At 64.4% G+C, this 14055-nt stretch carries 11 protein-coding genes; 5 read left to right on the forward strand and 6 right to left on the reverse strand.

Translation table 11 applies throughout. From position 1 onward, the window contains the following. Positions 1 to 160 precede the first annotated feature (160 nt). The gene (locus tag ABD837_RS22470) at positions 161 to 610 is read right to left on the reverse strand and encodes a hypothetical protein (protein WP_345059087.1); all 450 of its coding nucleotides are present in this window, start codon (positions 608 to 610) and stop codon (positions 161 to 163) included. A gap of 166 nt (positions 611 to 776) precedes the next feature. Next, on the reverse strand, positions 777 to 1250 hold the full coding sequence (locus ABD837_RS22475; protein WP_345059088.1) for a hypothetical protein: 474 nt from the start codon (positions 1248 to 1250) through the stop codon (positions 777 to 779). 249 nt (positions 1251 to 1499) lie between these two features. On the opposite strand from ABD837_RS22475, the gene ABD837_RS22480 reads away from it, so the two are divergent. Beyond that, on the forward strand, positions 1500 to 3080 hold the full coding sequence (locus ABD837_RS22480; RefSeq protein ID WP_345059089.1) for an amino acid permease: 1581 nt from the start codon (positions 1500 to 1502) through the stop codon (positions 3078 to 3080). Between the two features lie 140 nt (positions 3081 to 3220). Here ABD837_RS22480 and ABD837_RS22485 read toward each other — a convergent pair whose 3' ends face one another. Together ABD837_RS22485 and ABD837_RS22490 are read right to left on the reverse strand one after the other, a co-directional pair. Next, a complete protein-coding gene (locus ABD837_RS22485; protein ID WP_345059090.1) occupies positions 3221 to 3580 on the reverse strand; it encodes a hypothetical protein in 360 nt (119 codons plus the stop codon). A 175-nt stretch (positions 3581 to 3755) separates the two neighbouring features. After that, positions 3756 to 3965 (reverse strand): hypervirulence associated TUDOR domain-containing protein, encoded by a 210-nt coding sequence (locus tag ABD837_RS22490; protein WP_345059092.1) that lies wholly within the window; start codon positions 3963 to 3965, stop codon positions 3756 to 3758. 181 nt (positions 3966 to 4146) lie between these two features. Between ABD837_RS22490 and ABD837_RS22495 the strand changes: the two genes are divergently transcribed. From ABD837_RS22495 to ABD837_RS22510, 4 genes are all read left to right on the forward strand, one after another. After that, the gene (locus ABD837_RS22495) at positions 4147 to 6045 is read left to right on the forward strand and encodes a tetratricopeptide repeat-containing sensor histidine kinase (protein ID WP_345059094.1); all 1899 of its coding nucleotides are present in this window, start codon (positions 4147 to 4149) and stop codon (positions 6043 to 6045) included. Positions 6046 to 6099: 54 nt separating this feature from the next. Beyond that, positions 6100 to 8109 carry a tetratricopeptide repeat-containing sensor histidine kinase gene (locus ABD837_RS22500; protein ID WP_345059096.1) on the forward strand — a complete coding sequence of 670 codons (2010 nt, stop codon included), beginning with the start codon at positions 6100 to 6102 and terminating at the stop codon, positions 8107 to 8109. Between the two features lie 111 nt (positions 8110 to 8220). Continuing rightward, positions 8221 to 8892 carry a response regulator gene (locus tag ABD837_RS22505; protein ID WP_345059098.1) on the forward strand — a complete coding sequence of 224 codons (672 nt, stop codon included), beginning with the start codon at positions 8221 to 8223 and terminating at the stop codon, positions 8890 to 8892. A gap of 205 nt (positions 8893 to 9097) precedes the next feature. Next, on the forward strand, positions 9098 to 11143 hold the full coding sequence (locus ABD837_RS22510) for an RICIN domain-containing protein (RefSeq protein ID WP_345059100.1): 2046 nt from the start codon (positions 9098 to 9100) through the stop codon (positions 11141 to 11143). Positions 11144 to 11199: 56 nt separating this feature from the next. Here ABD837_RS22510 and ABD837_RS22515 read toward each other — a convergent pair whose 3' ends face one another. Together ABD837_RS22515 and ABD837_RS22520 are read right to left on the reverse strand one after the other, a co-directional pair. After that, entirely contained in the window at positions 11200 to 12270 is a 1071-nt protein-coding gene (locus ABD837_RS22515; RefSeq protein WP_345059102.1) for a hypothetical protein, read from the reverse strand. A 55-nt stretch (positions 12271 to 12325) separates the two neighbouring features. After that, positions 12326 to 13966: an FAD-binding protein gene (locus ABD837_RS22520; RefSeq protein ID WP_345059104.1), complete on the reverse strand. Its 1641-nt coding sequence runs from the start codon at positions 13964 to 13966 to the stop codon at positions 12326 to 12328. Positions 13967 to 14055: the final 89 nt, after the last annotated feature.

Genomic DNA, 14055 nt, shown 5'->3' on the forward strand with positions numbered 1-14055 from the left:
AAGGAGTAAGCAGCTAAGCAACCGACAATATTACCGCATAGCCGCCTTTGAAACCTTACCAATAGCTTCCAAAATGAGAATATGCTGGTATGTCCTCCAAAACAAAACAGCCTCGCCTGAAAAAGGCGAGGCTGCAGAAAATGCAAGCGAGGTGCGAAGCTTAAGCTTTGGCCTTCACCTTCATTTTGCCGCCGTCTTTGCCGTGGCCGTGGTGCTCGCCTTTCAGCTTGTCCATCTTGGCGTATTGCTCGGGCGTGAGAATGGCTTTGAGCTGGGTTTCGTAGCGGTCGTGGGCGGCTTTCATTTCGGTGCGGCCGGCCTTACGGTCAGTGCCGTACTTGGCTTTGAGGGTAGCGCTTTCCTGCTGACGGGCCAGCAGCAGCTGCTCAACTTTGGTTTCCTGGTCGGCATTCAGCCCGAGTTCTTTGGCCATTTTGCCGGCTTTGTGGTCGGCCATTTTGGCGGGGTCTTTCGGGCCCTGCTTGCCTTTGGCGTAGTGGCGGGCAGTCTGTTTGGCATTGGTGCCGGTGGCTTGCACAGCGGTTTGGGCGAAGCTGGTGCCGGCGGTAGTCAGGGCCAAGGCGGTGAGCAGGAACAGGGTCTTTTTCATGATTGAGAGAACGTGGGGTGGTGAAGGGGACAACCGCTGCACTAGCAAGCTGGTCGTGCACTGTGCAAGACAAGCCATGTGCCAGAACCGGGCGTTGCCCCGGGCTGCAGCTGCTTCCGCCTCGAACAGTCGACTAACCGGCTGGATTCGCCGCCCTGGAGGCGCGTTATTCCGTCGGAGCCTGAGCCGCCGGCCGGGCTCCCGGGCGAGCCACGGGCCGCCGGCCGCCGGGCAGCTTGCCCACCTGCTCAACCTTCATCTGGGTGTACTTGGTGAACTGCTCGGGCGTGAACACTGCCTTGAGCTGCTCGTCGAACTTTACTTCGGCGGCTTTCATGTCCTGGGGCGAGCCGTAGCGGCGGCCGCCGGTGGTGCGGCCGGCTCTCAGGGTCTGGAGCTGCTCGCGCTGGGCCAGCAGAATGGGCTGCAGCTTGGTTTGCTGGGCGGCGGTAAGGCCGAGCTCGGCGGTGAGGTACTCGATGCGGCGGGCCACCATGCCCTCGGGAGTTTGCTGGAGGCCACCAGCGGGCGGCACGGTACGCACAATGGTGCCGGGCGTGGAAGTAGCGGCCGGGGTTTGGGCCAGGGCGGCCGAGGTAGTAGCTCCGCCCACAGCGAGGAGCAAGAATAGCTTTTTCATGAAGCGAATAAGAAGAAAAAAGAGGATAAGCCAGCGGTAGTGCAGGCCACCGAACGGCAATATCGGAGGTGCCAAGCAAGGAGCGGGCCAGCCAGCGCGGCAACCCCGGCAGGAAACGGAGCCAAATTGCTGCCTATATTTCGGCCCCGCTGCCGTGCACGGCCCATTTTGCCGGGCTGCTTACGGGCAACGGACTCGTTTTTTTCTCCTCATTCCTTCATTTTTTCTTTCTCATTCACACCACTACACATGGCAAGTATTTTCGCCAAAAAACCTCTGGCCGTGCTCCTGGGCGAGGCCAACTCTTCCGGGCACGGCGCGCTTAAGCGCACGCTGGGCGCGGGCAACCTTGTGGCACTGGGCGTGGGCGCCATCATCGGGGCCGGCCTGTTTGTGCGCACCGCCAACGCCGCCGCGCAGGCCTCGGGCCCGGGCGTGACGCTGGCTTTCATTCTGGCGGCCTTCGGCTGCGTGTTCGCCGGCCTGTGCTACGCCGAGTTCGCCGCCATGATTCCGATTGCCGGCTCGGCCTATACCTATGCCTACACCACCATGGGCGAGTTTGTGGCCTGGGTAATTGGCTGGGCGCTGATTATGGAATACGCCCTGGGCGCGGCCACCGTGAGCATTGCCTGGAGCGAGTACCTAAACAAGCTGCTGGAGGTCTTCGGCACCAGTATACCGTATAATCTAAGCCACTCGCCCTTCGAGCACGCCGTGGTGAACGGCGTCACGCAAACCGGCCTAATGAACCTGCCGGCCCTGTTCATCATCATCGCCCTAAGCCTGCTGCTGGTGAAAGGCACCCAGGAATCGGCCATGTTCAATGCCGTCGTTGTAATACTGAAAACGGCCATTGTACTCATTTTCATCGCAGTGGGCTGGCAGTTCATCAACTCGGCCAACCACACGCCTTACCTCATTCCGGCCGATGCCGTGGTGAAAAACGCCGCCGGTGAGGTGGTGCGTACCTACACCGACTGGAACAAGCACGGCGTGGGCGGCATTTTTGGCGGCGCGGCCATTGTGTTCTTTGCTTTCATCGGGTTCGATGCCGTGAGTACGGCCGCGCAGGAAGCTAAAAACCCCAAGCGCGACATGCCCATCGGTATTCTGGGCTCGCTGGCCATTTGCACGGTGCTCTACATTCTGTTCGGCCACGTGCTGACGGGCGTAGCCAGCTGGCGCGAATTTGCTGACCCGGCTTTGGGTGGTGAGGCTTCGGTGGCCTATGCCATTCGGGCGCACATGCCCGGCTATGGCTGGCTGGCTACGGCCGTTACCTGCGGCATTTTGCTGGGTTTCACTTCGGTTATCCTGGTGATGTTGATGGGCCAGAGCCGTGTGTTCTTCTCGATGGCCAAAGACGGCCTGATGCCCAAAGCCTTTTCCGAGCTTCACCCCAAGTTCAACACGCCCTACAAGTCCAACCTCATGCTGATGGTGTTCGTGGGCCTGTTCGCCGCCTTCGTGCCCGGCTCGCTGGCCGGCGACCTGACCTCGTTCGGCACCTTGCTGGCCTTCGTACTCGTGAGCCTGGGCGTCTGGATTATGCGTCGCTCCGACCCCGACCAGCCGCGTCCGTTCCGCTCGCCGCTCTCGTCGCCCAGCTTCCCGCTGGTACCGGTGATGGGTGCCCTGGTCTGCTCGGCTCTTATTGCCAGCCTCGACTCCTTCACGCTGCAGGTGGCCGTGGGCTGGATGCTGCTGGGCTTCATCGTATACTTCCTCTACGGCAAGCGCAACTCCATGCTGCAAAAAGGCGTGGTGGTAGTGCCCACCGAGATGGACGAGGAAGCTTTCATCAAGCCCGACCCCAACAACCTCTAAACTCAGGTGTAGTATCCGCTAATCAAAAATCCCCTCCGGCGCATGCCGGAGGGGATTTTTTGTTGAAGGCAGCTTGGTCTACCCACAATCACGCGCCAATGTGCTCTGAATCACGGTAAAACCGTGCGATAAGTGGCCAGCTAGGCCAGCGCCGCATCTTCGTCGGTGAACCAGTTGGCGCGGAAGGTGCCGAAAATAGCCCTGGGTGGGGCAAAGCTGCGGGCGCTTAAGGAGTGCCACAACTCGGGCCGGGCAATGAAAGCCAGTGTGGGCCCGCCGCCCAGCACGCGGTGTACCCGGGGCAGAAATTCGTCGCTCAACCACGCATACACGTCGGGCGGGCGGGCATCAATGTCGGCGCGGCCACCGAGCAGCCAGTAGGGGTAGCGGTGCTCCCGCGCCGCGGCTAGCAGTATCTCGCAGGCTTCGGTGAATTCGAGCGAGGAAAGCGGCCGGAGCACTGTGCCCCGCAGCAGGGCGGGTGCGGACTCGTACCGCACTGCATAATATGGCTGGGAAGGAGTAGACAGCTGGGCGGGGAGAGCAATGGCAATGCATTCGTGTCGCCGGGCACTGGCAGGGCAAAAAAGTCGCTTTCAAACCAGCACTGGGCGACACAGGAAAGGCGAATGCCAGTTAAAGATAAGCCCGGACAAAGGCGCGGCGCGGCGGTTGTTACGCCACCGGCTTTACTTCGCTTTTGAGCTTGAGGACCCGATTGCCATTGTCCTGCACAATCACAAATGCCGGGTCCTCCGCCGTGCCATTGCGGTGGATTTCGGCCCCTTTGATGGTGCGCGAGGTGGGCTCTTTGTGCACCGACTCTATTTTGCCGGTGGCCGTGCCGGTGCCGTATTTCCAAGTGACAGTGGTGCCTTTGCGCATAGTGGGAGGGGGGAATGGTATGAGTGCCAGGGGAAAGTGAGTTCGCGTTTGGTCGGTGCTTAATTGCTACTGCCCGGCCATCAGATGGCGTTGGTATATATAAGGTATCGAATACCGAAATTAATTTTCATATTGCTTCGGCGGGAGGCTGGCCGGTTGAGCCGGCTTTCCGGGCTTACGCATGAATCTTCTTTGCCGTTGGGGCTTGTTACCTCGTTGGGTTGTGGTTGGGTTGCTGGGCGCGTGGCTGGCCGGTGGGCAGCCCCGAGCAGCGGCCGGCCAAGCCGCGCCGTCCGATAGCCTGGCGCGCCGCCGGGCCGTGGCCCCCGATTCGGCCCAGGCCCGGCTGCTGCTGCGCGATGCGGCGGCCCTGCTTGCCCCGGCCCCCGTCCAGGCCCGGCAACTGGCCGAGCAGGCGGTGCGAGCCGCCCGCACCAGCCGGCAGCCGGCCCACGAGCAAGCCGCACACCTGCTGCTGGGGCGCCTGGCCAATGGGCAGGGCGACTTTGCGGCGGCCGCGCGGCACCTGGTGCTGGCCCTGCAAATGGCTACCCAACGGCATGATACGCTGGGCCAGGGCATTGCCTACCTGAACCTAAGCAACACCAATAAGCGCCTCAAGCAATTGCCAAAAGCCCTGGCCGATGCCCGCCGCGCCCAGGCCCTGCTGGCCCCGCTGGCCCGCGCCGGCAATGCCAAAGCCGCCACCGCCTATGTGAAAGCGTTGAGCAACAGCGGCACGGTGCAAATGGAGATGCAGCACTACGGCCCGGCGCGCACCGACCTGCTGGCCAGCCTGCGCCAGAGCCGGGCGCTTGGCGACTCGGCCGCGGCCAGCCTGGCCCTTTATAATCTGGGGGCGGTGGCTCTAACCACCAAGCAAGGCGCTGACGCTTACCGGTACTACCGCCAAACGCTGGCCCTCGACCAGGCCAGCGGCAACCCCCAGGCCCAGGGCGAGTCGTGGCTGAACTTGGGCGATGCCCTGGCCTTGCTGCACCGGCCGGCCGAGGCCGAAGCCGCCTACCGCCGGGCGCTGCCCCTGGCCCGGGAAGCCGGCGCCTTGCCGCTGGTGCGGGTGGCCTACAATGGCTTTGCCACGCTGTATGAGGAAACCGGCCGGCCGGCGCTGGCCCTGGCTTGGCAAAAACGCTTCATCGCCCTGAACGACAGCTTGTACGAGCAGAGCCGGGCCGACCAGGCCGCCGAGCTGCAAACCAAGTACGAAACCGAAGAGCAGGCTGCTCGCAACCGCTTACAGGCCGCCCAGCTGCGCACCCAGCAGCAAATCATCCGGCGGCGCAATGTGCAGCTGGGCGCCGGGCTGGCCATTGCGGCGTTGCTGGCCGGGCTTGCCTACCTGCTGCTGAACCGCCACCGACTGCGCCGGGAAGTAGAGTTTGCCCAGGAGCGCCAGCAGCTCGCGCAGCTCCGGGCGCAAGCCGTGCTGGAGGCCGAGGAAACCGAGCGTAGACGTATTGGCGCCGACCTGCACGACGGCGTGGGCCAGCTGCTGACGGCGGCCAAGCTCAACCTGCACGCGCTGGGCGACGAGCTTGGGGTGCCCACCGCCGGCCAGCAGGCCCTGCTGCAAAACGCCCTCGACGTGGTGGATGAAAGCTTCCGCGAAGTGCGCAGCATCAGCCACAACCTGATACCCAATGCACTGATAAAGCGTGGCCTGGCGCTGGCCGTGCGCGACTTCCTGGATAAAATCCCCGCCGTGGGCCGCGTGAAAATCAACCTGGAAGTGGTGGGCATTGACCAGGGCGAACGCCTGCTGCCCGCAACCGAAAACGTGTTGTTTCGTGTCATTCAGGAGTTAATACAGAACATTCTCAAGCACGCCCACGCCACGGAGGTTACCCTGCAGCTTATCCGGCACGCCACCGAGCTGACGGTGCTGGTGGAGGATAACGGCGTGGGCTTCGACCCGGCCGCCCTGGGCGAAGAAGCCGGCATTGGGCTAAAGAATATTGGTAGCCGCATGGCTTACCTGGGCGGGTGGGCCGAGTTCGATTCTGCGCCCGGCCGTGGCACCACGGTAACCCTGGAGGTGCCGCTGGCCGCCGCTGGCTAACCCGAAAGCAGAACCGTTATATTCTGCTATATTTAATGGCCCTAATTTTCGCCTATGCCCAAACTGTACCAAATACTTCTTTTACTAAGCTTCATGCTGGCGCTGGTTACTCCGGTCGCGGCCCAGAAGGGGGTGGCCGTAGTTCCGCCCCGCAATGAGCGCGCCGTGGACAGCCTGCGCCGCGTTTTTGCCCGGCACCCGCACGACACCAACGGCACGAAGGCGCTGGTGACGCTTATGTTCAACTTTCAGTACAACGACACCGCCCAAGGCGGCCGCTACGGCCGGCAGGCCCTGCGCCTGGCCGAAGAAATTGGCGACCGGCGGCGGCAGGCGCGGGCCAGCTACAACCTGGCGACGCTCGCGGCCCAGCGGGGCCAGCCCGACGCGGCGGTGCGGCTGCATATGTACTCGGCCAAGCAGTTCCTGGCCCTGGGCAACTCACTTTGGGCCGGCCACAACTACGCCAACGCCGCCAAACGCCGCGCCAACCAGGGCCGTTACACCGAAGCCATGCGCCTGAGCCTGCGCGGCCTGCGCCTGCGCCGGGCCGCGCACGACACCGCCGCCGAGGCCGACTCGTACGGTGCCATTGGCCAGATTTACCTGGAGCAGCAAAACCTGCCGGCCGCCCAAACGGCCTACGAGCAAAGCCTGCGCGGCTGGCAGCAGATGCACGTGGCGCCCTACGTCATCAGCTGCCTCAACCACCTGGCCATCATCCACCGCGATGCGGGCCGCTTTGAGCGGGCGCGGGCCTACCTGGCCCAGGGCTTGGCCGCTGCGCGCGCCCAGCCCGACACCAGCGCCAACGGTAGCCTGCTGCTAACCCTGGCCGTGCTGGAGCAGCGCCAGAACCGCTGGGCAGCCTCGCTGCCGCTGCTGCGCCGGGTCGAAGCCGCATTTGAAGCCCGCGACCCCGGCAATGTGACGCCGGCGGCCTTCGCCGATGTATACTCCATCATGGGCGAGTCGCTGGTGCAAACCGGGCACGCTGCTGCCGCTGCTCCTTACCTGGCTAAGGCGCTGGCATTGGCCCGCGCCAGCCACGACCGGCAGGAAGAAGTTGATGCCCTCGAAGGACTGGCCGACCTGGCTGCGGCGCGCGCCGACTACCGCGGTGCCTTTACCTACCACCGCGCCATGGAAGTGCTGAAAGACACCTTGCGCCTGGCCGCCACCACGCGCACCGTGGCCGAGCTGCAAACCCAGTACGAAACCGAGCAGAAGGAAGCCCGCAACCAGGTACAGGCCGCCCAGCTGCGTGCCCAGCAGCAGGTTATTCGGCGGCGCAGCGTGCAGCTGTGGGCCGGGCTGGCGATTGCCGCGCTGCTGGGCGGCGTGGGCTACCTGATGTATACCCGCCGCCGGCTGCGCCGTGAAATTGAGTTTGAGCGGGAGCGCCAGCAACTGCAGCAGCAGCGGGCTGCCGCGGTGCTGGCAGCCGAGGAAGCCGAGCGCCGCCGCATCGGCGCCGACCTGCACGACGGCGTGGGCCAGCTGCTGAGCGTAGTCAAGCTGAACCTGAGCGGCCTGAGTGAGGAGCTGGGCTCGCGCCTGAACGCCGACGAGCAGGGCCGCTTTGCCGACGCGCTGGACGTGGTGGACGAGAGCGTGCGCGAAGTGCGCGACATCAGCCACGACCTGTTGCCCAACGCCCTGATTAAGCAGGGGTTGGCGCGGGCTGTGCGCGAGTTTCTTGACAAGCTGCAGCGGCCCGGCCGCCTGCGCATCCACCTCGAAACCCTGGGCCTCGACGCGGTGCGCCTGGCGCCGGGCGTCGAGCATGCACTCTACCGCGTGGTGCAGGAAGCCGTGCAGAACATTGTGAAGCACGCCCACGCCAGCGAAATTAACCTGCAGCTCATCCGGCATGCCACCGAGCTCACCCTGCTGGTGGAAGACAACGGCGTAGGCTTCGACACCGCCGCGCTGGGGCCCGACGCGGGCCTGGGCTTGCGCAACATGGCCACCCGGGTAGCCTACTTAGGTGGCGAGCTGGAGTTCGACAGCCGTCCCGGGCGCGGCACCAGCATCACGGCCAGCGTGCCGCTGCCAGCCTGATAAGCTCCTTTTAGACCAAGTATTTTCTTAATTGAATATAAACGTGCTATGTTTGAACAAGGCCCCGGTTCGCGCGGGAATATTGCAGCGCGGGATATTTTGTATTGTGGTATGAGCGACGTTTCCTCTGTTCCGTCCCGGGTTAATGTGCTGCTGGTCGACGACCATCCACTGGTGATTGAAGGTATTAAAACCCTGTTGCGCACCGACGCGGCCGTGCGCGTGGTGGCCCAGGCCAACTCCGGCCCCGAGGCGTTGCGCCGCCTGCGCGAGCACCCCGAGGTAGACGTGGTGCTGCTCGACCTGCACATGCCCCAGATGAGCGGCGTGGAGCTGACCCAGCACATCCGGGCCGACCATCCGGGCATCCGGGTGCTGGCCCTGAGCATGTTCCACGACCATGCTTCGGTGACGCAGGTGCTCGAAGCCGGTGGCCTGGGCTACCTGCTGAAGAACACCTCCAAGGCCGAGCTCAGCGCTGCCATTGCCGATGTGGCCGCCGGGCGCACCTACTTCAGCCAGGAAGTGGGCCAGACGCTGCTGCAAAACCTCGACGTGCCCGGGCAGCGCACCGGCGCACCGGCTGTGGTCGAACTCACGCCCCGCGAGCGCGAAATATTGCGCCTCGTGGCCGAGGAGAAGTCAAACCAGGCCATTGCCGAGGCCTTGTTCATCTCGGAGCGCACCGTGGAAACCCACCGCAAGAACATCCTCACCAAAACCAACTGCAAGTCGGTGGTTGGGCTCATTCAATACGCCATTAAGCACAAGCTGCTGGCTTAGGGGAGGAGAGCGGAGGGAAGAGCAAAAGAACGTCAATCAGAGCGCTGCGCAGCATCTCGCGTGCCACCACTAAATTGGTTAAAGCCCGCGTGATGCTTCGCAGCGCTCGGCATCACGAACCGAACTTATTTCATACTCGCTGCCCCGTTTCGCCGTTCTTTGCGGTGTTCAACCATGCGCGTTTTGTTCTGCCGCGCCCTTGCCCATGCTTCGTTTGCTGCCCTGGCTGCTGCTGCTGCCACTATTTACCCTTGCCCAAACCAATGCTTTTGTTCCCGATGAGCGGGCCTACTACGGCCTGATTGACCGGGGCAGCGGCCGCTGCCTCGACGTGGCCAGCGCCAGCACCACCAGCGGAGCGGCCGCCGTGCAGTGGGAGTTTACGCACGCCAACAGCCAGCAATGGCGGTTTGTGCCGGTGCGCCAGGGCAGCGAGTACTACCGCATCGAGGCGCGCCACAGCAGCCAGTGCCTCACGGTGGCAACTGCGGGCGAGGGCAAGGCCCTGGTGCAGCGGCCGTTTCAGGGCAGCGCCGAGCAGCAGTGGCGGCTGGTGCCGGCCGGCCCCTTGGGGAGCTTCCAGCTCGAAAACAAGAGCGAGGCCCGGGTAGCTGCGCTGGCCGCGTCCGACAAGTTCAACGGCACGCCGGTGGTGGCCCAGAAAAACAACGGCCGCGCGACGCAACAGTGGCGGCTGTTTCGGCTGCGCCTGAATGTGCTGGAAGGGCCGTCGCCGTTCGGCGCGCCGCAGCTGCTGGCCGGTGCGGTGAACTCGCCGGGCAACGAGCTGCACCCCATCCTCAGCCCCGACGGCAACACGCTGTACTTCGCCCGCACCAAGTTTGCCGGCAACACCGAGGGCAACACCGACTCGGGCGATGCCTGGCTGAGCCGCAGCACTGACAAGGGCCGTAGCTGGGGCGCCTCCGAGCGCCTTGATGCCATCAACACCCAACAAAACAACGAGGTGGTGGCAATAGGAGGGCGTGATGGCCGGCTGTTGTACGTGAGGGGAACATATGAAGCGAATGGTTTCCGCGACGACGGGTTGAGCAATATCAGCCGCGACGCTGCCAGCACTGGCTTGGCCAAAGGCGCCCGTCCCGTCCGCCTTGAAATTGCCAATCTGTACTCGGCCTCGCCCGCCACGGGCTTCTATGTGGACTCGGGCACTGGCCCGAAGGACCCCATTCTGCTGCTCTCACTGGAGCGCGGCGACTCGGAAGGCGGCAACGATTTGTACGTGAGCTTCCACGAAGCCAGCGGGGGCTATTCCGCGCCCCTGAGCCTGGGGCCGGTGCTGAACTCGCCGGGGTTTGACTTCGCGCCCTGGCTGGCGCCGGATGGGAAAACCCTGTATTTCGCCTCGTATGGCCACATGGGCTACGGCTCGGCCGACTTGTTTGTAAGCACCCGGCTCGATGATTCCTGGACGCGCTGGAGCGAGCCCCGCAACCTGGGCCCGGCCCTGAATGGCCCCGGCTTCAACGCTTATCTGAGCCTGACGGCCGACGGCAAAACGGCGTACTTTTCGTCGTCGGCCACGGCCAATGGCACCAAGGATATCTGGCGCACGGGCCGCGCCGTAGCGGCCGACTCGCTGCCGAAACCGGCAGTGGCCGAGGTATCGGAAGCAGCCGGCCGGGCTTTCCTGAGCGGGCGTGTACTCGATGCGCGTACCAAGCAGCCAGTGCCCGGCGCGCTGGTAAAGGCCAACCTGCTGGGCACCGACCGCAACAGCCCGCAGTTTCTGGCCACCAGCCGGGCCGACAACTCGGGCAACTACCAGATGTCGCTGCTGCCGGGCCGCTATGCACTCTCAGCCATCGGTGGCCTGCTCACGATGAGCGACACAATAAGCGCCAGCGGCTCGCCGCGGCGGGACATTTTGCTGAAGCCAGCCGTGGTGGGAGAGAAGGTCGACCTGCCCAGCATCATCTTCGCTCAGGGCAAGGCCACGCTGCTGGGTTCCTCGTTCATCGAGCTCAACCGGCTGGCCATTGCCCTGCAAGCAGCTCCCGCCACCGAAGTTCGTCTCGAAGGCCACACCGACAACGTGGGCCCGGCCGATAAAAACCAGCAGCTCTCTGAAGACCGGGTAGCCGAGGTGAAGCGCTACCTCGTGGGCCGCGGCATCGACGAGAAGCGCATCACCACCATCGGTTTCGGGGGCGCCAAGCCCCGCTACGGCAACGACCGCGAAGAAACCCGCCGCCTGAACCGCCGCGTCGAGCTGGTGATTGTGAAGTAGCAGTAGGACGGAGCCTTTGCTCCGTCGCCCGCCGGGGTAGTCCCGGTACTGACTGTTCAACGCCGACGGAGCGAAGGCTCCGTCCTACGCCCTCTCCGCCAGATAAAGCCGTCGAGCACGTAGTGCGTGGACTGCGGCAGCGCCAGCAGCGGCACCAGCCACATGAGCAGCGCGGGGCTGGCCACGGCGGGCAGCTGCTGAAACCAGCTGAAGACCGTGCCGTGCTCGCGCCACACCAGGCCATCCCAGAGCCCTTCTTCGAGGAAAGCCAACAGCCCCACGGCGCCCAGAAATACGGCCAGCCCGTAGCGCCCGGCCCAGGCGCCGCGCCGCGCAGGTGCCTGGGTATGGGGTTGCTTTGGCCCGCCAGCCCATACCAGCGCCAGGTAAGGAATGCCGTGCGACACCACGTTGAGGAGCGTGAAGGCCAGGTCCCCGTTGAACAGCACAATGCCCGCGTACCACGACACCAAAGTGCCGACGAGCAAGAGGTTGCGCGGCACATTGAAGGCGCGGGTGTGGTGCCACAGCCACAGTTCGCGGGCTGCATAGGCCACAATCAACCCCACATAAAGTGCGGTGGCCACGGCCCGGCCTGCTGGCCAATCGAACTGCACGAAATCTCCTTCGACAAACCAGTTGAAGTGGCGACCGGGCGATAAGTGCCAATAAATCAGTGGGTAAATGGTGGCGTAATAAACGAGGGCTGCGGCTAGCCACCGACCGGGCGCGTGCACCTCATGCCGACTGTAGATGCGCAGAAATCCGTACTGCTGCCGAATAAAATGGAACACGGCCAGGTAGGCCAACGCCCGCCAGAACACCAGCCCGCCCAGGCTGTGCAGGGCCACGCCCGCTGCATAGCAGGCCAGCGGCACCACCCACAGCAACGTGCGCCGCTGCGCCCGCCGCAAGGGGTCGAAGTACGTTTGAAATAGTGTGCCGTAGACGTGCGCCACATCAATGAGCACTACCAATGCCACCCAGGCCAGCAGCGGCATTTCGGCCGTGTGGCGGTACGAGGCGGGCAGCGCCAGCACCACCAGCAGCGCCCCAAACGGGGGCGCGAGGATGAGCAGCCCGTCGTAGCGAACGGAGCGTATCCAGGGTTGAGGAGAGGTGGGCATTAGAGGAACTAAGGAGGCTGAGAACGACACAGTTCGGTTGCGCTTTGCAGCACGTTCAACCAGCGGCGTTAGCAGCCGCCAGCATCTCTTGCGCCGCCCGAATCCCCTGATAAAACCCTTCCTCAAAAATCGAAATGCCGCTGTAATCGGTGTGCGCAAAGAAAATCCGCCCGCGCACCGGCTGCATAGCTGCTGCCCGCGCCGCGCCCCAGAGCAGCCCCGGCGTGGGCGCCACCATGCCGTGGCCCCACACCCAGAGGTCGACTTGTTGCAGGTAGGGCGTTACGCCGGGGTGGTAGGTTTCGAGCTCGGCCACCACGCGGGGCAACCACTCGGCGTAGCTGGTTTGGTAGGCACGGCGGCGGGCCGGGCCGGGTTGCTCGTCGGTAAGGGGCCAGTAGAGCGTAATGACTTTGGGGCTGCCATCATCTTGCTTGACAGACTGCTGCGTAGCGTTGATGTAGCCCAGCGAGGCGCTGCCGTAGCGCACGTTGTCCCAGCTGAGGGGGCGGCCAGGGCCTTGCGGCAGGCCTGCCACGGTGAGGTTGGCGATAAGCCAGGGCGCGTGGTGCAACGCGCCGGGCGGCGGCAACTGGTGGCCCGGCACGGCGGCCAGCAGGTGATGGGCAATGTGCTGCGGCGCGGCCAGTAGCACCTGCCGGGCGCGCACGCGGGTGCTCTGGCGGGTGGCCACGCTGTAAACCAGGGCTTCGATGCCGGTGGCGGTTTCGCGCAGGTCGTAGGCCAGGGTTTGGGTCTGGATGGGCGCGCTGGCCTGGCGGCGCAGGTGCTCGGTCAGAAAGTGGTTGCCTTCGGGCCAGGTGAGCACGTCGGAGCCAGCGGCGTTGTGGGCCTGGCCCTTGCGGCTGGCGAAGTAGTGCAGCCCGGCCCAGGCCGATACCTGGGCGGCGGTCGCGCCGTAGTCGTCGCGGCAGGCGTAGTTTAGGTACCAGCGCAGGGCGGGGGCGGTTAAGCCCTCGCGGTCGAGGTAATCAGCGAAGGAAATTTCATCGAGCTGGCGGTATTCCGCGTCAGTCGAAGACTGGTCGAGCGGAATGCGGAATACGTCGCGCCCGTCGCGGCCGACGGCGGTTTTCAACGTCTCCGTGAGTTTAAAAAACCGGGCCACCTGGGCCTGGTCGGCCGCGCTCAGGTCCAAGGCGGGCACGAGGCCTTGCTGCCAGTGGCCTTCGATGTTGAGGCGCTCCTCGGGGTCGTGGCAGAGGTGGTAGTCGTTGTAGATGGGCCGGCCATCGGGCGCATAGCCAGTGAGGGTGCCAGCGGCGTGCAGAAACTCCAGCAGCTCGGTGTTGCGCATGTCGGGCACGGGCAGGTAGTGGGCGCCCCAGGGGTAGGCCGAGGCGGCGTTGCGGCCGGCGCTGGCGTTGCCGCCGGTTTCGGGAGCCAGCTCCACTAGTAGCGTGTTGGGCTGCCCGTGGCGGTGCAGCCAGCGCCGCGCCGATAGGCCCGCCACCCCACCGCCAACGATGAGCACGTCGGTCTCAATGGTAGTGGTGGGCGCAGGAATTTTGCTGGGGTCGCGCAGCAGGTGGCCGGTGGCGGCATCGGGGCCCAGCAGCTGGCCTTTGATGTGGGCCAGTGGGTTGGTAGGCGCACAGCCGGGAAGAGCAGGCAGCAGCAGCGCGCCGGTGAGGGCCGCGCCGCTTTGGGCCAGGAAGGAGCGACGAGTGGGCATTATCTATTGCAGAAGTAGGAATAACAGAACGTCATGCCGAGCGTAGCGAAGCATCTCGCGTGTGGTAGCAATTAATTCGTTGAACGATT

It is taken from the genome of Hymenobacter glaciei, from assembly GCF_039539585.1.
GTDB lineage: Bacteria > Bacteroidota > Bacteroidia > Cytophagales > Hymenobacteraceae > Hymenobacter > Hymenobacter glaciei.

What these genes read in the sequence shown, in the direction of transcription:
- ABD837_RS22495 (WP_345059094.1), top strand. Translation starts at nt 4,147, where the DNA reads ATGAATCTTCTTTGCCGTTGGGGCTTGTTACCTCGTTGGGTTGTGGTT.
- ABD837_RS22480 (WP_345059089.1), top strand. Translation starts at nt 1,500, where the DNA reads ATGGCAAGTATTTTCGCCAAAAAACCTCTGGCCGTGCTCCTGGGCGAG.
- ABD837_RS22505 (WP_345059098.1), top strand. Translation starts at nt 8,221, where the DNA reads ATGAGCGACGTTTCCTCTGTTCCGTCCCGGGTTAATGTGCTGCTGGTC.
- ABD837_RS22470 (WP_345059087.1), bottom strand. Translation starts at nt 610, where the DNA reads ATGAAAAAGACCCTGTTCCTGCTCACCGCCTTGGCCCTGACTACCGCC.
- ABD837_RS22490 (WP_345059092.1), bottom strand. Translation starts at nt 3,965, where the DNA reads ATGCGCAAAGGCACCACTGTCACTTGGAAATACGGCACCGGCACGGCC.
- ABD837_RS22475 (WP_345059088.1), bottom strand. Translation starts at nt 1,250, where the DNA reads ATGAAAAAGCTATTCTTGCTCCTCGCTGTGGGCGGAGCTACTACCTCG.
- ABD837_RS22520 (WP_345059104.1), bottom strand. Translation starts at nt 13,966, where the DNA reads ATGCCCACTCGTCGCTCCTTCCTGGCCCAAAGCGGCGCGGCCCTCACC.
- ABD837_RS22515 (WP_345059102.1), bottom strand. Translation starts at nt 12,270, where the DNA reads ATGCCCACCTCTCCTCAACCCTGGATACGCTCCGTTCGCTACGACGGG.
- ABD837_RS22500 (WP_345059096.1), top strand. Translation starts at nt 6,100, where the DNA reads ATGCCCAAACTGTACCAAATACTTCTTTTACTAAGCTTCATGCTGGCG.
- ABD837_RS22510 (WP_345059100.1), top strand. Translation starts at nt 9,098, where the DNA reads ATGCTTCGTTTGCTGCCCTGGCTGCTGCTGCTGCCACTATTTACCCTT.